The 22,101-nt window shown below is 36.0% G+C and carries 15 protein-coding genes; 11 read left to right on the plus strand and 4 right to left on the minus strand.

The features are described 5' to 3' along the window. Positions 1-91 precede the first annotated feature (91 nt). From PFY10_01930 to PFY10_01950, 5 genes are all read left to right on the plus strand, one after another. Entirely contained in the window at positions 92-1,429 is a 1,338-nt protein-coding gene (locus PFY10_01930) for a M20/M25/M40 family metallo-hydrolase (protein WBV57199.1), read from the plus strand. A gap of 87 nt (positions 1,430-1,516) precedes the next feature. After that, the gene (rsmG, locus tag PFY10_01935; protein ID WBV57200.1) at positions 1,517-2,152 is read left to right on the plus strand and encodes a 16S rRNA (guanine(527)-N(7))-methyltransferase RsmG; all 636 of its coding nucleotides are present in this window, start codon (positions 1,517-1,519) and stop codon (positions 2,150-2,152) included. A gap of 62 nt (positions 2,153-2,214) precedes the next feature. Next, complete coding sequence (locus tag PFY10_01940) at positions 2,215-2,619, plus strand: hypothetical protein (protein ID WBV57201.1); 405 nt, start codon at positions 2,215-2,217, stop codon at positions 2,617-2,619. Next, positions 2,619-3,155 (plus strand): DUF922 domain-containing protein, encoded by a 537-nt coding sequence (locus PFY10_01945; GenBank protein WBV57202.1) that lies wholly within the window; start codon positions 2,619-2,621, stop codon positions 3,153-3,155. Before PFY10_01940 ends, PFY10_01945 begins: the two co-directional genes overlap by 1 nt. Then, positions 3,152-5,851: a PD-(D/E)XK nuclease family protein gene (locus PFY10_01950; GenBank protein WBV57203.1), complete on the plus strand. Its 2,700-nt coding sequence runs from the start codon at positions 3,152-3,154 to the stop codon at positions 5,849-5,851. The genes PFY10_01945 and PFY10_01950 overlap by 4 nt, the downstream gene beginning before the upstream one ends. A gap of 110 nt (positions 5,852-5,961) precedes the next feature. Here PFY10_01950 and PFY10_01955 read toward each other — a convergent pair whose 3' ends face one another. From PFY10_01955 to PFY10_01970, 4 genes are all read right to left on the minus strand, one after another. Further along, positions 5,962-7,905, minus strand: coding sequence for a T9SS type A sorting domain-containing protein (locus PFY10_01955; protein WBV57204.1), 1,944 nt, complete (start codon positions 7,903-7,905; stop codon positions 5,962-5,964). A gap of 161 nt (positions 7,906-8,066) precedes the next feature. Beyond that, complete coding sequence (locus PFY10_01960; protein WBV57205.1) at positions 8,067-9,245, minus strand: acyl-CoA dehydrogenase family protein; 1,179 nt, start codon at positions 9,243-9,245, stop codon at positions 8,067-8,069. A gap of 159 nt (positions 9,246-9,404) precedes the next feature. Beyond that, positions 9,405-10,196 carry an NUDIX domain-containing protein gene (locus PFY10_01965; protein WBV57206.1) on the minus strand — a complete coding sequence of 264 codons (792 nt, stop codon included), beginning with the start codon at positions 10,194-10,196 and terminating at the stop codon, positions 9,405-9,407. A 22-nt stretch (positions 10,197-10,218) separates the two neighbouring features. Beyond that, the gene (locus PFY10_01970) at positions 10,219-11,409 is read right to left on the minus strand and encodes an MFS transporter (protein WBV57207.1); all 1,191 of its coding nucleotides are present in this window, start codon (positions 11,407-11,409) and stop codon (positions 10,219-10,221) included. Between the two features lie 177 nt (positions 11,410-11,586). Between PFY10_01970 and PFY10_01975 the strand changes: the two genes are divergently transcribed. The 6 genes from PFY10_01975 to PFY10_02000 are packed head-to-tail and all read left to right on the plus strand — an operon-like array spanning position 11,587 to position 22,057. Beyond that, positions 11,587-14,493, plus strand: coding sequence for a TonB-dependent receptor (locus PFY10_01975; GenBank protein ID WBV57208.1), 2,907 nt, complete (start codon positions 11,587-11,589; stop codon positions 14,491-14,493). An 11-nt stretch (positions 14,494-14,504) separates the two neighbouring features. Continuing rightward, on the plus strand, positions 14,505-16,058 hold the full coding sequence (locus PFY10_01980; protein WBV57209.1) for a RagB/SusD family nutrient uptake outer membrane protein: 1,554 nt from the start codon (positions 14,505-14,507) through the stop codon (positions 16,056-16,058). A gap of 4 nt (positions 16,059-16,062) precedes the next feature. Then, positions 16,063-17,493, plus strand: a complete 1,431-nt coding sequence (locus PFY10_01985; protein ID WBV57210.1) for a glucosylceramidase — start codon at positions 16,063-16,065, stop codon at positions 17,491-17,493. Positions 17,494-17,496: 3 nt separating this feature from the next. Further along, positions 17,497-19,719, plus strand: coding sequence for a beta-glucosidase BglX (gene bglX / locus PFY10_01990; protein WBV57211.1), 2,223 nt, complete (start codon positions 17,497-17,499; stop codon positions 19,717-19,719). 45 nt (positions 19,720-19,764) lie between these two features. Next, complete coding sequence (locus tag PFY10_01995; GenBank protein WBV57212.1) at positions 19,765-20,574, plus strand: glycoside hydrolase family 16 protein; 810 nt, start codon at positions 19,765-19,767, stop codon at positions 20,572-20,574. 43 nt (positions 20,575-20,617) lie between these two features. Then, entirely contained in the window at positions 20,618-22,057 is a 1,440-nt protein-coding gene (locus PFY10_02000) for a glycoside hydrolase family 30 protein (GenBank protein WBV57213.1), read from the plus strand. Positions 22,058-22,101 lie beyond the last annotated feature (44 nt).

The raw sequence follows: 22,101 nt of genomic DNA on the forward strand, positions 1-22,101 counted from the left end.
TAATAAAACTTAATTTAAATATAATATTAAAATAAAAAAAGCTTCTCAAGCTGTACGTTTTGTATATTTAAATCATCTTACATTTAATCTTATGAAATATTCTGTTCTTCTGCTGTTGATTCCGTTTATAGGTTTTTCACAAATACCTGAAAAAGACGGTGAAATAAAAAAATATGTTTCCGAGGTAAACTCAGATTCCCTGAAAAGTTATATCAACAGTCTTGTAAGTTTTAATACAAGACATACGTTAAGCAAGATAAATGATCCGGAAAATGGGATAGGAGCGGCAAGGACCTGGGTTTTAAGTAAGTTTAAAGAATTTGCAAAAAATTCAGGGGGAAGAATGGAAGTTTATTTGCAGCAGCAAGATATTCAGCCGGATGGAAAAAGGGTAGATCAGGTGACTAACCTTGGGAATGCGTGTGCTTTTTTAAGGGGGACAGACCCTGATGACAAAAGGGTTTTCCTGATTTCAGGACATCTAGATTCTCGTGTTACGGATGTGATGAACAGGACATCGTTTGCTCCAGGGGCAAATGACGATGGAAGTGGAGTAAGTGCTGTGATAGAAGCGGCAAGGGTTCTCAGCAGATCCCAGTTTCCGGCATCTGTTATTTTCGTTGCTTTTTCCGGAGAAGAACAGTCGCTGCTTGGTTCTAAATTACTGGCAGAGAAAATGAAAAAGGAGAATGTGCAATTAGAAGCTGTTTTGAATAATGATATGATAGGAAATGCCAAAGCGGGAGAGACTGGTGAAATCAATGATCACACACTGCGGGTGTTCAGTGAAGGATTGCCTTATGCTGACCTGGATAAAAAAGCTTTGGGATTAAGAAATCTGGGCTTGGAAAATGATGGCGAATCCCGTCAGTTAGCGAGATACATTAAGGAGGTTGCTGAAAAATATGTGAAAAAACTTGAAGTAAAGCTGATCTACAGAAATGACAGGTTTTTACGTGGAGGAGATCATTCGAGCTTTGTGAACTATGGATTTCCTTCTGTAAGATTGACGGAATATTATGAAAATTATGATCATCAGCATCAGGATATAAGAAAAGAAAATAATAAGCAATATGGTGATCTTCCTGAGTTTATGGACTTTAATTATTTGCGAAAGAATGTAGCTGCCAATATTGCTGTATTAGCCAGTCTTGCTAAATCTGCATCAAAGCCCGAGCAGGTTGAAATAGAAGTTAAAGAACTTACCAACTCTACTGTCCTGCATTGGAAAAAACCAAAATCAGGACTGGCTGCAGGCTACTATGTGTTAGTGAGAGAAACAGATAATCCTTTGTGGCAGAAGAAAATATTTACCAAGGAGCTTTCACTGAAAATCCCGCTCTCAAAAGACAACTATATTTTTGCAGTACAAACCGTGAATACAAGCGGAAACGTAAGTGTACCGGTGATACCCGCTATTGCAAAATAATCTTATTGGCTTAAAAACCCTGATTTAGGCGACTTAATTTGAATACAACGTGAAATAAACTTATTTTTGCAAATTATAATAATTCTTATGTCTATATCGTTACTATTAAAATATTTTCCGGATCTCACAGAAAATCAGATACAACAATTTACTCAATTGGAAAGTCTCTATAATGAGTGGAATGAAAAGATCAATGTGATTTCCAGAAAAGATATGGAATCTTTATATGAAAAGCATATCCTGCATTCATTAGGGATTGCTAAAGTAATGGAGTTTTCTCCCGGAACCCGGGTTCTTGATATTGGAACGGGAGGTGGTTTTCCCGGAATTCCTTTAGCTATTTTATTTCCGGATTCTCAATTTACACTCATAGATTCCATCGGTAAGAAGATCAGTGTTGTAAATGCTGTTGCAGAAGGAGTAGGACTTACTAATGTTACTGCAATCCATGGTAGAGCTGAGAAATTAAAAGAAAAATTTCACTTTGTAGTAAGCCGGGCGGTTACTCAAATGCCTGAATTCCTAAGATGGTTGAAAGGTAAATTTGAAAAAGAACAATTTAATGCAAAGCATAATGGGGTGCTATATCTGAAAGGAGGAGATCTCGCTGAAGAACTTGCCGGTTTGAAGTGTGAAATTTATAATCTTAATACTTATTTTAAAGAAGAGTTTTTTGATACCAAAAAAGTAGTTTACTTATCGAAAGGGAATTTTAATTCTTAATTTTCGTTAACAAAGGAATAATTTTTGCTAAATATTTATTAATAATCGAAAAATATTGTGTTATGAAAAGACTTTTAAATATTGGGTTTTCTGCAATAATTTTAGGGATAGTTGTTGCTTCCTGTCATGATGATGATTATGAATCCATACAATCTATTGATAAGGTAAAAATTGATAGTGTAAAAATTTCTAAAGACACGATGAACGTTTTTGATATTCAGCATATAAAAACTTATTCTTCTTATGTGTCACAATGTGAAGGCTTCTATGGCTATGATTACATTCACAGTGATAATTTAACCAGAACGGTTACTGCTTATAAATTCCGAACTGATGCTCAATGTTCACAATCTACCCATCAGGGTATGAATCAGATCAATTTCAATCCTCAGCAGACCGGAACTTATACCTTTAAATTCTGGCAGGGAACGAACAGCTGGATCACCAAAACCATCGTAGTGAAATAATGAAGTGGATCATCTTTATTTGTCTTTTGGTATCCGTTCAGATATTCGGTCAGAAAATTATCTGGAAAGAAGATCAGAAGCTTACCTGGGATGATTTTAAAAGTCCGGTGAGCAGAAAAAGCAATAAAGATGTAGTTGCCTATACCCATTGTGGTTGGGAATATTCCGTTGTCACTTCCTCCAACCCTGCATCTCCTGTGAAAATTGAAGTTCTAACCATTTTCAATAAAGATAAGTCGTGGAAAGATGTAAAAAGGATCAATGATTATGTGTTACTCCACGAGCAAAAGCATTTTGATATTGCTGAACTATATGCCAGAAAGCTTCGGAAAGAAGTAATGGAAAACATTAAAACCGCAGGTGATTACCAGAAAAAATTCAAAGCTATTTATGACAGGGTGTTGCATGAATACAGAGATTTCCAGATTGCCTATGACAAAGAAACACAAAATGGAATGAATAAGGAAAAGCAAGCTGAATATAATACCAGTATAACGGAACAGTTAGACCAATTAAATAGCTATAAAAAGTCTTGAAATTTCTCAATAAAATCATTCACGAACTCTTAGCCCAAAATACAGATTTATCCGTATTTAATATTGTTATTCCCGGAAAAAGACCCATTGTTTTTATCCGTCAGATCCTTGAGGAAAATAATTATTCAGGATTTCTGCCCAACTTTTATACGATAGAGGAACTTATTGACCGTATTGCGGATAAGCAACCCATTCAGGGGATTGCCCTGTGGCTTTTTGCGTTTGATGTCTATAAAAGTCTTAACCTGATTCCCAACGATAATTTCTCTGACTTTCTGAAGTGGTTTCCTACTTTACAAAAAGACTGGGATGATATTTTGAAATTTTCAGATAGTGATGAAGTAGTACTCCAGTATATGTTTGATGAAGAGAGGATCAAGGAATGGGCTCAGAATTTAGGAGAAGATGATGATGTTCCAAGGAAAAAGTTCCTTAATTTCTGGAGGAATATGAATATTTTTCTTCCTGTCTTAAAAAAGAAATTACAGGAAAGGAATTGGGCTACTTCAGGAATGATCCATGAAACAGCTAAAGCTAAAATAAACGATTTCGCCAAGGCGACCGACCAGCAGTTTGTATTCTGTGGGTTTAATGCTTTCACTCCGGTGGAAGAAAAGCTGGTGAGAAGTTTGCTCCAATGGGATAAAGGACAGTGCTTTTTCCAGGCGGATCATTACTATTTCGATGATGAAAGACAAGAAGCCGGAAAGTTTCTGAGAAATCATAAGTTGTGGAAGGAGTTTAATGACAGCAGGGCTTTTCAGTGGATCGAAGATGATTTTAACCAACCTAAAAACATCAAAGTTTATGAAGTATCCGGTAATGTAACTCAAACAAAAATACTGCCTGAAATATTCAGTGAAATTGAGAACAAAACCTATTCGAATACTGCATTGGTGCTGCTGGATGAAAATCTGCTTCCGGCAAGTCTGGATGTTATGCATGGTATTGACCATCTGAATATTACCATGGGGTTTCCTCTGAAGAATCTCTCTTTTTCCAATGCTGTCAAACAGCTTTTTTATCTCCAGAAACAATTGGAAAAAAATAAATACTCATATTATTACAGGGATTTGTTTCCTATCCTCGAAGAGCTCCCGAAATCACCTGAAGATGAACAGATTATCAACCATTTTAAAGCAAGGATAGAAGAGAGAAATATCGTTTATATATCCCAGAAACTATTACGGGAACTCTTAAGCGGACTCTCTTATTTTCATTTACTTCAAAAAGCAGATTCAACAGGACGCTACCTTGACATGCTTATTGATTTTTGTAAGAAGATTAAATGGTTGGAAATAGATGATATCCAATATGAAAATGTTTCCCATTTTGAAAATGCATTCAGGATTATTAAAAATCAGGTGACCCCTTATGATTTTGAGATTAAGATGGAAACGCTTGAAATACTTATTAATCAGCATATTAATTCCGAGAGTATCGACTTTCAGGGAGAGCCTTTAAGAGGATTACAGATCATGGGATTGCTGGAAACCAGGCTTTTAAATTTTGAGAACGTGATTCTGCTATCTGTAAATGAAGGAAAGCTGCCCTTAGGAAATTCGCAGAATACTTATATTCCTTTTGATATAAGGAAGTTCTTTGATCTTCACACCTTTTTGGAAAACGATAGTATTTATGCCTACCATTTTTACAGGCTGATTCAGGATGCTCAGAATGTACATCTTTTATTCAATGCTTTAAGTTCAGGCGTTAACAGTGGTGAAAAAAGCCGTTTTATTACCCAGATTGAAATGGAAAGCTCACACAATATCGAGCACCTGATTATAGAAAATTCCTCTGAACCCATTTCCTCTCAGCCTATTGAAATTAATAAAACGGATATTGTTCTGGAAAGACTTGAAAAATGGAAAGAAAAAGTATCTGCTTCCCATTTGACGAGTTACCTTTATAATCCTATCGATTTTTATTTATCAAAGATTTTAAATACATCGGAAACTGATGAAATCGAAGAAGAGTTATCTGTTAAAAATTACGGAAATCTGGTTCATTATTCACTTCAAGAAGTATATGAAATACTTAAAGGTAAGATATTAAAAGAAAATGATTTAAAAGAATCAATTAAAGCAATAGATCAATATATCGATATAGCAATTGAAAAGCTTAAACACCAGCCGGAATTCTATGAAAAGGGAATGAATTTTATCCATAAAGCAATTGCAAAAAAAGTAATTGAAAGCATTCTTACTTACGATCTGGATCTTGTAAAGTCAGGAAACAAACTGGAAATTATTGCCATCGAAAGAAGGTTTGAGAATGTGGATTTTTATCTGGACGACATCACAAAAGATAAAGTTTCTTTCTTTGGATTTATAGACCGCATAGACCGCCTCAACGGAACTGTAAGGATTATCGATTACAAGACCGCAAAAATTAAAAATCTGATCGTAAAAATTGATGCTGATAATGTAGATGCCTATTTTCATAACAGCGACAGAAAACAGGCTCTTCAGTTGTGTATTTATCAGTATGTAATTCAAAGTCTTCCTGAATTCTGGGGTTTTCCTGTTGAAACCGGGATCTGGAGTTTCGCAGAGGCAAAAAAAGGGGTTGTTTCCCTGCAATTTGAAAAAGGTGGTATTGATGAAGCTATGAAATCGGTACGTAGTCTTATTCTTGAAATTCTTAACCCTGAGGTTAGCTTTAAAGAAAACATCAAATCATTTACTAATTAAGCTGAATGAATGCTGATGTTCACGGAGTTCTTCCTATAAAAAAAGCTGCCTTATATATGTAATATAAGGCAGCTTTGGAATCAATATAATTTGAAATGAAGAAAGTAATGTTATAATTTTATTTTCTTGTGAATAGTTTTTCCATCAGATAGGGTTACCTGCGTTACATAAACTCCCGGCTCCAAAGATTTGGATTCAAAGCTAGAGGAAGTAAGATCCACATTTTGTATTAATGTTCCTGAAATTGAATAAATATGAATGTTTTTCAGGCCATTTTTGGCGCGGACTTTAATCTGATTATTTTGAGAGAATATATCAGTACTGTTTTCTACATTATTTCCGGTGATGCTCTTATTGAACTGGAGACCATAGAATTCTGTTAAGACTTCAAATGTGTAATTTTTTGATTCTAAGGTATTTGTGTTAATTCCACCTTCTCTTGTATATTCTTTTTGAGGAATTGTTTTAACAAGGCTTTTATTCTCATCAAATATATTAATAGCCATCAACTCATCAGGATTGATCTTTAAACTGATTACATTATTGTTTTCGGAATTTACAATATCCTTTTCGCTAATAGGAGTTGGGGCATTTTTGATATATGAGATCCATTTATTTTCATCGTTTTGAGATACTTTTAGTAGATATACACCATCTTGTAAAGTGCCTAAATTCTGATGAGTTAATGATTTTCCTTGAGAATTATCTTTGTTAAAATCTTTTATTTCAATCACTTCCATGGGTCCTGAATTAGGTTGTATCTGTGACGAATAAAGAGGATTTAGCTTTGGTTGTGAATCAGCGGGCTTTGAAGTGATTTTAGCCCATTCATTAAAAAGCCCACCGCTCCTGAGGGTATTAAATTTTGCATTAGATGCCAGAACAAATGGAACTATTCCTCCAACATGTCCCAGAGGGCCCCAATAAAAAGACTGAAGCTTATATTTATCCAGATCCCACCATGAGTAATAGCCTCTCTGTACATCAATCGTTTTTGATGTATTTTCAGGTGGGATCGCAAGATCTACACTTGAGTGCCCTAAAGTCATAGGCGTTTTGTTATACCAGTCATAAACATCATTTGATTTTAAACAAAGTCTGAGTTTGTTATTGTTGTTATTAGTAACGTCATTCACAAAATTATTTGTGAAAAGTTTTCTCCAGATGAGAGGTCCCCATAATAACCCTCCATTATCCTGCAGGACATGATAATTATACTTATCCATATATTCCGCGGAGATAACCTCTGAAATACTGGTGTCATATGTTTTGTATCCTATGTTGTTACAGGTATTTACTACGTTGGCCAGGAAAGAAGTAAATGGATAGACATCTTTTTCTAAAACCCCTTTTTGCAGTGTAACTCCTGAAAAATCATACGGCCCGTCACCCATGTAGGCATATTTGAATTTCAATTGAGTGGGATTCGAATCGTTCAGCTTTTTTAAAGTAGACATTGCAGCGTGTGCTCCCTGGGAATATCCTGTCAGAAAATATTCATCATATCGTTTTATCCCTAACTGTGCTAATACTTTATTGGCAGCTGTTACAAAATCGATAGTTGCGCTGGCTTCAGTAGGGTAATGGACATAAGGATGAACGCCATCACCACTTCCCATTCCCACATAGTCCGGAGCCATAAGGATATATCCATTCAGTACATAGGATAATTCAACAACAAATCCTGCGTATAATACACCCCTTAAATTAGAAGGAACATTATTTCTGCTGTCTGTTGTTCCATGGTCGGAAACAACGGTAGAAAGTTTGTAGTTAACGTTAGGGTACATAACCAGACCGGTTGCTTTTACCAGTGTATTGTTTTCATTTTTAGTGTAGTAAGTAATTTTGTACGCTTTCAAACCCACGTTAAATCCATTAAGATAGCTTACAAAATCAGGAGCATTTTGTTCTCCAAGGTTATTGGCGATAAAATTGATAACTCCCTGGGGTGTTAAATCCAGCTTTTGTTCAAAACTGGCAACGTCTCCTGCCTGCTGGGAAAAGTAAAATGGAGCAGCAAGTCCAAGCAATAAAAGAGTAATTTTTTTCATAATGACAATTTTTGGTTAGGTTAATATAGAATTTTTTAAAATTAAATTCACCTTGTTGAGATATCAATAATTATTCATTGAATAGTAGTATTGCAATTATTACAAAATAAAAGCGTCCGGTCAGCTGACCGGACGCTTTATACATCTCTATTATTTTATACTTAGAAAGCATTAATACCAGTAATATCCATTCCGGTAATTAACAGGTGAACATCGTGGGTTCCCTCATAAGTAATTACCGATTCAAGGTTTGCAGCGTGTCTCATCATTGGGAATTCCCCCATGATTCCCATTCCTCCTAAAATCTGACGGGATTCTCTGGCAATATCTATAGCCATTTTTACGTTATTTCTTTTAGCCATTGAAATCTGTGCAGGACTTGCTTTGTGATCGTTTTTAAGATTTCCTAACTGTAAACAAAGCAATTGTGCTTTTGTAATTTCTGTCAAAAATTCAGCTAATTTTTTCTGTTGTAGCTGATAAGATCCGATTGGATTGCCAAATTGTTTTCTCTCTTTAGAATACTGAACAGCAGTACAGTAGCAGTCAATTGCTGCCCCGATTACTCCCCAGGAAATCCCGTATCTTGCCGAGTTAAGGCAAGAAAGAGGTCCCTTTAATCCCGTTACTCCAGGAAGAAGGTTTTCTTTTGGAACCTTTACATTATTGAATACCAATTCTCCGGTTTTAGAAGCTCTCAAACTCCACTTATTATGTGTTTCAGGAGTCGTAAATCCTTCCATTCCTCTTTCAACGATTAATCCCTGAATTTTTCCTTCTTCATTTTTAGCCCAAACTACCGCAATATCGCATAAAGGAGAGTTTGTGATCCACATTTTCGCACCATTCAGAAGATAATGATCTCCCATATCTTTAAAATAGGTTTCCATAGAGCCGGGATCTGATCCATGGTTAGGCTCCGTTAATCCAAAAGATCCGATCATGTCTCCGGATGCCAGCTGAGGAAGGTATTTTTTTTTCTGTTCCTCAGAACCAAATTCATTAATAGGAAACATCACCAAAGAACTTTGTACAGAAGCGGCAGAACGAACTGCTGAATCTCCTCTTTCCAATTCCTGCATGATAAGACCATAAGAGATCTGATCTAATCCGGAACCACCGTATTCTACCGGAATGTATGGACCAAGCGCACCTATTTTCCCTAATTCTTTCATTAAACCAGGTAAATCGGTATGATTTTGAGCAGCATGATCTATCTGAGGCATTACAAAGCTTTCTACCCAATCCCTTATAGATTGGCGGATTAGCTTGTGTTCTTCGGTAAGTAAGGCATCAATTCCGTAATAGTCAGGAATACTTGTAAGAGGATAATATGACATTTTTTAAATTTTCCTAAAAATAGCATTTTTCGCGATTTCAGAAAAATTTTTTTTGCTTGCTTTATTTCAGTCTATTTTTTTAATGTACCTGCAGGACATATAGAATTACGCCAACTTTTTAGGATGACGATAATCTAAGCTTTAAATAAGAACGTTGAATTATTCCTCTTCCTCTTCGTTGGAAATAGGATAGTGGTTGGCGGAATTATGGATTTTATTCTTGAATTTATAGAGATAGGGCGCTTTGTTGGCAGAGCCATCATATAGTTTTTCCAGTCTTTCAAGAATATTTAAGCTTAATATTTTACGCTGAAAATTATTCCTTCTGAATTTCTGACCTAAAATGGTTTCGTACAATGACTGCAAGTCCTTCATGGTAAATTTCAACGGTAATAAATTGCTGGCAGCCACCTCGGTATTGATATTCATTCGAAGGTATTCCAATCCTGTTTCAATAATTTTATCATGATCAAATGCCATTTTAGGCAGGTTATTCACTTCAAACCATTCACAGGTTTCATTAAAAGCGTCCGGAAAAGTATTGGCAAGGGAAAAGTCAATAAGACTGCAATATCCGACAGTGATAAACCTTTGAAATATCCAGTGATTTCTTGGTACTTCTATGCCTTTATTTTTAAGCAGGATCTGGTGGACATTGTTTTCCGTACGGTCTATCCTTCCAAAGGTATGGAACTGTTTCAGGAAAATGTCCTTCAGGTGGGTTCTTTCGTAAAGTACACGTTGAGCAGCCTCTCTCAGATCTTCATCATTAAACACAAATCCGCCGGGAAGTGACCAGAGATCTAAATCATGATATTTTAAGAGCAGAACTTTCAGGATATTATTGTGAAAACCAAATATGGTACAGTCCACTGAAATGTGGGCTACAAAGTCTTTAGTATCAATAAGCTCCTTAAGCGTTTCTTTATTTTTTGAATCCTTGATTTCCATGGGAGTAAAAATAAAATTATTTTCAATATGTTTTTTTAATAAGTTTAAAATAAATCAAACTTATTGAAAAAAGGACAGTTACAATAAATAAAATGTATAGTGGATAGTACGTTAGTAATTGATTTTCAAAGAGTAGTGATATAACGATAGAACTTACTGAACTTCCCAAAGACGAAAAAATAACGATTAATGAAGTAAAAAGATTCGTTTTTTCTTTATCCACCTGAACAATCATTTTGGAATTAAGAACCGGATAGAGAGGAGAAAGAAACAATCCTATAACAGGAAATAAAAATAAAATGACCTTTGAATCTTCAGAATCAAGGTATTGTATTCCTAAAATACCTGCTAACACGAAAATAATAAACAGTAAGCAGAAGATATAATATTTTGAAAGATGAAAACGATGGATAACATTCGCGGTGATTGTTCTTCCTACATAAGAGAAAAGAGCTAAAAAGGAAGACGCCTGAAGAGCAAAGAACGAATTGACCTTCAAATGGTTTTTATAAAATGAAGGTAACCAGGAATTAAAGCTTTGTTCAACAAATACAATGGAAAAGACAACAACCAGAAATACAACAATAGAAGGAGTTATAAATCCTGACAGGTCGGAAAGAAAGGTTTTATTTTCAAAATTCTTTTCCGGTTCAGCGATCTCCAATCTTGAAAACAAAATAATGGTAACAAAGGAGAGTAAGGAAATTCCGATAAACCCAAACTTCCAGTATTCCGAATATTGACTGGAGATCAGCCACCCAAACCCCGTATTGACCACAAAGATCCCGATCATGAATGATGCTTCTACATTACTCATGGTTTTGGTAAGGGATTTTTCATCGGAAATATTATTTCTGATAATTCCGAAAACACAAATCTTCCCTATGGCAAAGCATGTTCCTATAATAGCAAACCAAAGCTTATAAAACCAGAATACTTTTACGAAGGGGAGAATTGATGAACAGATTCCTACAATAATCAGAGCAAAGATCAAAGCTTTTTTTGTTCCGATCCTGCTTATAAAATTGACGGCAAAAAGAGAAAAAAAGGCAATTGGTAAATCTTTGAAAGATTCCAAAAGTCCTAATTTTTCATAAGTAATTTTGGCTTCGGAAAGTTGCAAGATGACAATACCCATGCAGTTTAAGACCATGGAGAAAATGAGGAAGGTTAGTTTTAACGGAAGTGAAATATTGTGAAGCTTGCTCGTCATTTTGGGGATTAATTTTATTAAATTTTTATGAGTTTTTATGAAATTTTAATCAAAAAAAAGGGCTTTGAACCCCCAAAAATAAAAGAAATATTAAAATATTTATTAATATAATGTTAACTATTTAAAAAAAAATATATTTTTATTGTCTCAAAATGAGAATTAAAAAACTAACTGTATATGAATATTAGAATATCAAGAGGTTTGGGAGTAGTTGCTGTACTATATTTTACAGCTAATTTCAGTGCCCAAAAAACAACCAATGATACTCTTCCGAAAGAACAAAAAATAGAGGAAGTAGTTATGATTGGTTATGGTACTCAAAAAAAGAGTAATGTGACTGGAGCAATTTCAAGTATTAAAGCTTCAGATATTGATGACGTTCCAGCAGGAAGGCCAGAACAAATTCTACAAGGTAGAGCGGCTGGTGTCTCTGTAATTTCAAATTCTGGACAACCGGGATCTACTGCAACAATCAGAGTTCGTGGTATTACCAGCTTTGGAGCTGGAAGTAACGATCCACTATGGGTAGTGGATGGTATTGTTGTTGACAACATTGGTTGGTTGAATCAATCTGATATTGAGGGAATGGAAATTCTGAAAGATGGTGCTTCTGCAGCTATTTATGGGGTTTCTGCAGCAAAAGGGGTTGTCTTGATTACGACAAAGAAAGGTGCAAAAGGAAGATTAAATCTTTCCTATAATGGTTTCTTTGGGGTTGGAAGTGCATCCAAAAAATTGGATCTTTTGAATGCATCACAATATGGGATGATTATGAATGAAGCCAATATGAACGATGGAAAACCTGCTACTTTTTCAAACCCATCGGCGTTAGGAAATGGAACAGATTGGCAAAAGCAGATCTTTAATTCAGCCCAACGATCTTCTCATGAATTCAGTATCAGTGGAGGAAGTGATAAATCCACATTTTATACTTCATTCGGATATTACGATCAACAAGGTATTGTATTGAGAGATATTTCTAATTATAAAAGAATTAACGGAAGAATCAACTCAACACATAAAGTCTTTGATTTCTTAACGATAGGACAGACCTTTGCTTATACACACACAAAATCACAAGGAATTAATGAGAATAATGAATTTGGTGGACCATTAAGTTCAGCGATCAATCTTGATCCAACCACTCCTGTAGTAGTTACAAATGGTATTGCCAATCAGCCTTTTCCAAGTGATTACAATAGTCCTAATATTGTAAGAGATCCAAATGGAAACCCTTATGGAATTTCTCATTTTGTAAATAAAGAGATGACTAATCCATTAGCATTTAGACAAACTCAATTAGGAAGATACAAGTGGACAGATGATTTGGTAGCTAATATATTTGCTGATTTAAAAATTTATAAACATCTTAGTTTTAAATCAAGTGTTAACGGAAAACTTTCTTATTGGGGGAATCAAGCGTTTACTCCGGTATCATATTTGAGTCCAGCCAGTAAAAATGATTTTAATAATTTGTTCAGAGAAACTCAAAAGAAGTTTGAATGGAGTACGGAAAACACATTTACTTATCAAAACAAATTTGGCGAACATAGTTTAAATGTATTGTTAGGGCAGGGCTATTATGAATATAATATTTCTTCAGGTCAAAATACCACTTATAAAAACTTACCTACGAATGATTGGCAGGAAGCTTCTTTCAATTTTGAAATTCCACAATCAGATAGAGCTACTAATGCATGGGATGGAAAAGAAACTCACAAGACATCTTATTTTGCCAGAGTAGTTTATGACTATGCCAATAGATATCTTTTCACTGGTACGATCAGAAGAGATGGCTCTTCAAAATTTGGAAGCAATAATCATTGGGGGAATTTCCCAGCAATGTCTTTGGGATGGAATGTATCAAATGAAGAATTCTGGCCTCAGAACAATGTCGTAAATAGTTTTAAATTAAGAGGAGGTTATGGAGTTTTAGGAAATGATGCTATTGATGATTTCCAGTTTGCCAATTTCTTGGTTCCGGGAAGTAATTATACTTTTGGAGATGATATCATTCACATTGGATATGCACCAAGTACATTAGAAAATCCAAATTTGAAATGGGAAAGAACATCACAGTTTAACATTGCAGCGGATTTAAAAATCTTTAAGAATTTCGATTTATCAGTTGATGTATACAGAAAAAAGAGTACTGATATTTTGAGAAGAATTGATCTTCCTGGTTACCTTGGCTTAATAAATAATCCATTTAGAAATATTGGAGATATGAATAATGATGGGGTAGAGGTTAGTTTAGGATATAAAAAGAATTGGGGGGATTTTGGGTTTTCAGCGAATGGTAATTTTGCTTATCTGAAAAATGAGATTACACGACTAGAGGGCGATAAGCCATATGTGAATTTTGCTTCATTCCAGTCTATGGGAGCAGTTTCCAGATTACAGGTTGGTTCATCATATGGTTCATTCTATGGATATCAGAACTTAGGTGTATTCCAGAACCAGGCTGAAATTGATGCTTACAGAAACGCAAACGGAGGATTGATCCAAGCGAATGCTAAACCAGGAGATTTTAAACGTCTGGATGCAAACGGTGATGGGAAAATTGATGAGAACGATTACGTAAACCTTGGAAACTCTGTACCTAAATACACATTTGGACTTACTTTGAATATGAATTATAAGAACTTTGACCTGATGGTATTTGCTCAGGGGCAGGCAGGAAATAAAATATTCCAGGGCTTGAGAAGATTGGATATTCAGGAGGCTAATTATCAAACAACCATTCTTGATCGTTGGACAGGACAAGGAACTTCCAACACCATTGCAAGGGTGACTAAAGATGATCCTAATCAAAACTATACAAGAATGTCTGATTATTATTTGCAAAAGGGTGATTACTTACGTTTGAAACTGGTACAGGTAGGATATACACTTCCTAAAAATCTTTCAGAAACAATCGGAGCAAGTAAAGTAAGATTTTATATTACTGCAGAAAATTTGGTAACATTTACTAAGTATACAGGTTATGATCCTGAGATTGCAGGTGGTGATACCTTTGGAATCGATAGAGCATACTATCCACAGGCAAGAACTTTCCTTTTCGGTGCTAATGTTCAATTTTAATTTAAAGAAAAATGAAAAATAAAAGATTTATATATAAGAGTTTATCTGTCTTATTATTGACAGGTATAAGTTATGGAGCAATATCTTGTAACAATAGCAATCTCGAAGATGTGCAAAATACTGGGACATTTGACTCCGATAACTATTTTAAAAATGAAGAACAATCTTTTTCAGGTTTAGTTGCTGTTTATGACATGCTAAGAAAGTATTCTGGTGGATTTGAAAATGAGGTTACTTTCTTTAATGGCGCATCTGATGACTTCTTCTCAGGAGGTGGAAGCTCTACGGATGGTGCCGGTATTCAGGGTTTTTCTAATTATACGATCAATCCTATCATTATGCCACTCAGCTACTGGAAAGATTATTATCAGGGAATTGCAAAAGCAAATCTTTTATTAGATAGAATTCCTAATGCAAATATGAATGACCAGACCAGAAAAAGATTTATAGCTGAAGCTAAAGTATTAAGATCTTTGTATTACTTTGAATTGTTGAGAATGTTCAAAAACATTCCTCTCATCTTAAAGCCAATATTAGCAAACGACGATTTCTATAATATTCCTCAAGCAAATCCAGCGGATGTTTATGCTCAGATAGAATCGGATATTGTTTCAGCTATTAATGATCTTCCTTTATCTATTCCGTCTAGTAATAAAAGTGAAGTAGGAAGAATTACTCAAGGATCTGCACGTGCTATTTTAGGGAAAATTTATTTATATGATAAAAAGAATACTGAAGCAGCTGCCCAATTTGCAATGGTAAATGGAGATCCAGGTACTACAAGCCAGTATGGATATAAATTAGTTGCTAATTTTGCTGATTTATGGAAAGTAGATAATAAATTTACTACAGAATCCATCTTAGAGGTAATGCATACCAATAAAAGTAATGCGGATTGGCCATTTTGGGGGACTGGGAAAGATGAAGGAAATACGATCAATCAAATGGTAGGGATCATATCTTATGGACGTATTGTTCCTCCGGCAGGTAGTCCACCAAACAATGCTCCTGATCTTTCTTCAGGCTGGGGGTTCAATCCTGCTACAGAAGATTTATTTAATTTTATGCAAGGAGATCCTCGTTTAGATGCTACTATATTCAATGCTAAACAGTTAAAAGCAGATAATAAGATTTCTTATTCACCTGGATTTAAAGATACAGGGTATTTCTTGAATAAATATGTACCAAGAACTGCTGATAAATCTAATCAACCCGGGCCAACTGAGTTGAATTACCGTCAAAACTTTATTGCCATCAGACTAGCAGATACTTATCTCATGGAAGCCGAAGCCTTAGGAGGTTCTGGAGCAAGAGCTCAGGCATTACTGGATGCAGTAAGAGCTAGAGTAGGATTAGCTTCAGTTCCGGTTTCTATGCAGGCCATTAAAGACGAAAGAAGGAGAGAGCTAGCAGGTGAGGGACATAGATGGTTCGACCTGGTAAGATGGGGGGATGCTCCGGCAAAATTGGGAGCAAGAGGCTTTACTGCAGGTAAAAATGAAATTTTGCCAATTCCTTTTAATGAACTAGTAAATACAGCATTAAAACAAAACCCTGGCTACTAAAAACATGAAGTTTCACAGTTTATATAGTTTCTTTTTTAGAAGTATCACACCACTTTGTGGTGTGGTACTTTTATCTTTATCAGCATGTAAGTCACATTCGGTAAGTACAAGAAACGAAGTTCAGATATGGCTTACGAAAGGAGATGAGAGTATAAAATTACAACAGCAACCTTCAATTGGTTTTACAAACAATCCGGGTAGCAGTCAGAATATTGAAATTGATGACCAGCAAAAGTTTCAATATATTGACGGTTTCGGATATACGCTGACAGGAGGAAGTGTGGAAGTAATCAACAGGCTTTCAGAAACTAAAAGAAAAGCATTATTATATGAGCTTTTTGGTAAAAAGGATCAGTCCATTTCAGTCTCTTATATAAGATTGAGTGTCGGAGCTTCAGATCTTGACGGTGAAGTTTTCTCCTATGACGATTTACCGGAAGGACAAAAAGATCTATCATTACAACATTTCAGCCTTGCAAAGGACAAAGATCTGATTGCTATGCTAAAGGAGATTTTAGCAATTAATCCTAAAATTAAGTTTATTTCGGCACCCTGGTCTGCACCTGTCTGGATGAAAGATAACGGAAAGTCAAAAGGGGGAAGTTTAAAGCCAGAGTATTATAAGGTATATGCTGATTACTTTGTAAAATACATTCAGGGAATGAAAAAAGAAGGGATTACAATTGATGCCATTACACCTCAGAATGAACCCTTACACCCGGGAAACAATCCAAGTTTATATATGACCTCTGATCAGCAGAAAGATTTTATTAAAAATCATTTGGGACCTGCTTTTAAATCTAAAGGCATTACAACTAAGATTGTTGTGTACGACCACAATTGTAATAAACCTGAATACGCAACCAATATACTGAGTGATCCCGAAGCTTATCAATATGTCGATGGTTCTGCGTTCCATCTTTATGAAGGCGATATTTCTGCGTTAAGTACTGTCCATAATGCTTATCCTGATAAAAACCTTTACTTTACAGAGCAATGGACAGGTTCCAGGAGCAACTTTAATGAAGATCTGAATTGGCATACCAAGAATGTGATCATCGGTTCTATGAGAAACTGGAGTAAAATAGCTCTGGAATGGAACCTTGCTAATGATCCGCAGTATAAGCCGCACACTGAAGGTGGCTGTACGGAATGTAAAGGAGCCATTACAGTTTCCGATAAAGAAAATTTCACGAGAAACGTTTCGTATTACATTATTGCGCACGCTTCTAAGTTCATTCCGGCAAACTCGCAAAGGATAGCTTCATCTCAAACCGATAATCTGTCGACTGTAGCATTCAGAACACCTGAAGGAAGAACAGTTTTGATCGTACAAAATAATAATAAAACAGAAGAGACCTTCTCTCTTAAATTTAATCAAAAAACAGCTCAGGTAAGTTTACCCGGAAACGCTGTTGCAACCTATATTTTCTAAATTATGAAAAGAGTTTATTTCTTACTGGCATTTGCCACTTTCGGCCTGAATACATACGGACAAAAAACAATCGACCAGAAAGTTTCTGAGCTTTTATCCAAAATGACATTAGAAGAAAAAGTAGGACAATTGGTTCAATATAGTGGTTTTGCTTATGCAACAGGACCCCAGAATTCCAATTCGGCAACTGTTCTTGAAGAAATAAAAAAAGGTAAGGTAGGTTCCATGCTCAATGTAGCTGGTGTAGAAGAAACAAGAGCTTTTCAGAAATTAGCGTTGGAATCAAGGTTGAAAATTCCATTATTATTTGGCCAGGATGTGATCCATGGCTATAGAACAACATTCCCTGTGAATATCGGACAAGCTGCGAGCTGGGATTTAGGATTAATTGAAAAGTCTGAAAGAATTGCAGCAACGGAAGCTTCAGCATATGGCATCCACTGGACTTTTGCACCGATGGTCGATATTGCCAGAGATCCGAGATGGGGAAGGGTCATGGAAGGCTCGGGTGAGGATACATATCTCGGTACTTTAATTGGCCTGGCAAGAATCAAAGGATTTCAGGGGAAAGGTTTAGGAAACCTTGATGCTATAATGGCCTGTGCCAAACATTTTGCAGCCTATGGTGCTGCAGTGGGTGGTAGAGATTATAATTCTGTGGACATGAGTCTCAGACAATTGAATGAAACTTATTTACCCCCTTTTAAAGCAGCAGCAGAGGCAGGAGTTGCTACGTTTATGAATTCATTTAATGACATTAATGGAATTCCTGCGACGGCAAACCAATACATCCTCAGAGACCTGTTAAAAGGGGCGTGGAACTATAAAGGCTTTGTGGTTTCAGATTGGGGCAGCATTGGTGAAATGGTTAACCACGGATATACAAAGGATAAAGCGGAAGCTGCTGAAAAGGCTATTATCGCAGGAAGTGATATGGATATGGAAAGCCGTGTTTATATGGCTGAACTTCCCAAACTTGTAAAAGACGGAAAAGTAGACCCGAAATTTATTGATGATGCGGCCAGAAGAATTTTAATTAAAAAATTCGAAATGGGGTTGTTTGATGATCCTTACCGTTTTAGTGATGAGAAAAGACAAAAAGAACAGACTGATAATCTTGAGAACAGAAAGTTTGGAAGAGAGTTCGGTTCAAAAAGTATCGTCCTTTTAAAAAATCAGAATAGCGTTCTGCCACTCTCAAAATCTACAAAAACTGTAGCTTTGATAGGTCCTTTCGGGAAAGAAACTGTTGCGAATCATGGTTTCTGGTCTGTAGCATTCAAAGATGACAATCAAAGAATTGTGAGCCAGTTTGATGGAATTAAAAATCAACTGGATAAAGGTTCCACATTATTGTATGCCAAAGGATGTAATGTTGACGACCAGGATCGTTCTATGTTTGCTGAAGCAATAGAGACGGCAAAAAAAGCGGATGTGGTTATTATGACCTTGGGTGAAGGGTACGCTATGAGTGGAGAGGCGAAGAGCAGAAGCAATATTCACTTTTCTGGAGTTCAGGAAGAATTATTGAAGGAAATTGCAAAAACAGGAAAACCAGTTGTTTTAATGATTAATGCAGGAAGGCCTTTGGTTTTTGATTGGGCAGCGGACCATATTCCAACAATTTTATACACATGGTGGCTTGGTACTGAAGCAGGAAACTCAATTGCGGATGTTCTTTTTGGTTCTGTAAATCCGGGTGGAAAGCTTCCGATGACTTTTCCTAGAACCGAAGGTCAGATTCCTGTGTATTATAACCATTATAATACCGGAAGACCGGCAAAAACCAATAAAGAAAGGAGTTATGTTTCAGCATATATCGATCTGGATAATGACCCTAAATTTCCTTTTGGATATGGATTGAGTTACACAAAATTCAAATATTCCGATATGACATTAAGTTCTGAAAATCTTAGAGGAAATCAATCTTTACAAATTAAAGTTAATGTTTCCAATAACGGAAATTATGACGGTGAAGAAGTCGTGCAGCTTTATATTAGAGACTTATTCGGAAAAGTGGTAAGACCGGTAAAGGAGTTAAAAGGATTTCAAAAAATATTCCTGAAAAAAGGAGAAACGAAAACTGTGAGTTTTACACTGTCACCTGAAAATTTAAAATTCTATGACGACAAGTTGAATTTTGATTGGGAAGGGGGTGAATTTGAAATTATGGTAGGAACAAACTCTCAGGAAGTTCAGACAAAGAAAATTAATTGGATTAAATAGCCAGGATTACTAATGCGGGTAGTAGCCCGCTTTATATTAACGCATATGAAATTTTTTTTTCGAAATAGTTTACATGTATGGGTTGGAGGGATGCTGCTGTTTTCAGTGTTAGATTGTGCTTCATATAAAACAGATTCCGGCAGGAAGCTGATCTGGAGTGATGAATTTAATGGAAAGGGATTACCTGATTCATCAAAATGGAATTATGATGTAGGCGGAGGTGGTTTTGGAAATGAGGAAGCTCAGTATTATACAAAAGACCGTCCTGAAAATGCAAGAATGGAAAATGGGAATCTGGTGATCGAAGCAAGAAAAGAAGCATTGGATAAAAATAAATACACATCTGCACGACTTTTAACCAAAGGGAAGTTCTCTTTTCAATATGGAACAATTGAAGTAAGGGCTAAATTACCCAAAGGAAGAGGAACGTGGCCTGCCATATGGATGATGAGTGAGAATATGAAGAAGTGGCCGGATGATGGAGAACTTGATATTATGGAACATGTGGGATTCAATCCCGGATACATCCATGCATCAGTGCACACGAAAAAATACAATCATATCAAGGGAACTCAGAAAACAGATACTTTGATTGTTAATGATGCCAGTGAACGCTACCATGTGTATAAAGCAGACTGGACGCCGGAAAAAATAGAGGTTTATATTGACGATAAAAAATTTTTCACGTACGAGAACGAGGAAAAAACAAACGAAGCTTGGCCCTTTAACCGGCCGTATTATATCATTTTGAATTTGGCTATAGGTGGATTCTGGGGTGGAAAAGAAGGAATTGATGACTCTATTTTTCCTCAGAAGTACTATATAGATTATGTGCGGGTTTATCAGAATAAATAATGAAGGGAGTTGCACAGCTCCGTAAAAACAGGAAGTAATAATAATGAAAAAACTAATTGTAAGCTGTCTTATTGCAGGGATAGCCAGTCATGTCAATGCACAGAATTACTGGAAGAAGAATGCCGGAAAATCGGCCAGGGTTATACTGACGAATTCCAAAACTGATGAAAAGATGGTAGATAAGGGAATGGTGCAGTTTGCAAAATTTGACCAGCCTAAAGAAAATGAAGCCTGTGTTTTTGTAGATCCGGATTTTAAATATCAGAAACTGATCGGAATCGGAGGTGCAATAACAGATGCAGCTGCAGAGACGTTTTATAAACTACCGAAGGATAAACAGAAAGAAATCATAGAAGCCTATTATGGTAAGAATGGATTAGGCTATACTGTAGTGCGTACCAATATGAATTCATGTGATTTTTCAAGTGATTCGTACACGTATGTAGAAGATGATGATACCTCATTAAAATCATTCTCCGTTGCTCATGATGAAAAATATAAAATACCGATGATCCAGGAAGCTCAAAAGGCGATAGGGAATCAGTTCAAATTGTATTTTTCACCATGGAGCCCACCGGCATGGATGAAATCGAATAAAAATATGCTGAATGGAGGCCGGCTTGAGAACCAGTATTATCAGACCTGGGCGGATTATTATATAAAGTTCATCAGGGAATATGAAAAAAGAGGAATCAAAATCTGGGGATTAACTATACAAAATGAAGCCATGGCTAAGCAAACCTGGGAATCTTGTTTGTACACTGCTGAAGAAGAGGCCGCTTTCCTGAAGAATAACCTGGGACCCACTCTATGGAAAAACGGATTTAAAGATAAAAAAGTAATGATCTGGGATCATAACAGAGATCTGATCTTTCAAAGAGCCACAACAACTTTAAGTGATCCTGAGACTTCAAAATATGCTTCAGGAATTGCCTACCATTGGTATGAGACCTGGCACAATAAGACCCAGTTGTTTGATAATGTTGGGGAAACACACAGGGCATTTCCCGATAAGTTCCTGGCTTTTACAGAAGGATGTAAGGAAGTTTTCAATATGTCAAGGATCAATGATGTAAGTCTTGGTGAATTGTACGGGAAAAATATGATCAATGACTTTAACAGAGGTACATCATTATGGACGGACTGGAATGTTTTGCTTGACGAAACAGGAGGGCCGAATCATGTAGGAAATTTATGTTTTGCTCCGATTATTGCAGATACCCAGTCAGGAGAAGTACATTATACCTACGAATATTATTATGTAGGGCATGTTTCAAAGTATATTAAACCCAATGCGCAAAGAATTGGAAGCTCTACCAATACATCAGGGTTGATTTCTACCTCATTCATGAATGAGAACGGCCAGTTGGTTACCGTTATTATGAATAATACAGATAATGATATCAATGCGAGCCTCTGGATCGAAGGAATGGCTGCCAAACTTCCTGCGCCGGCGCATTCCATACAAACAGTAATTCTATAATACACTTCATATTAATATTTTTTTATTAAAGTAGGCTGTCTTTT

Source organism: Chryseobacterium daecheongense (genome assembly GCA_027920525.1).
GTDB classification, from domain to species: Bacteria; Bacteroidota; Bacteroidia; order Flavobacteriales; family Weeksellaceae; genus Chryseobacterium; species Chryseobacterium proteolyticum.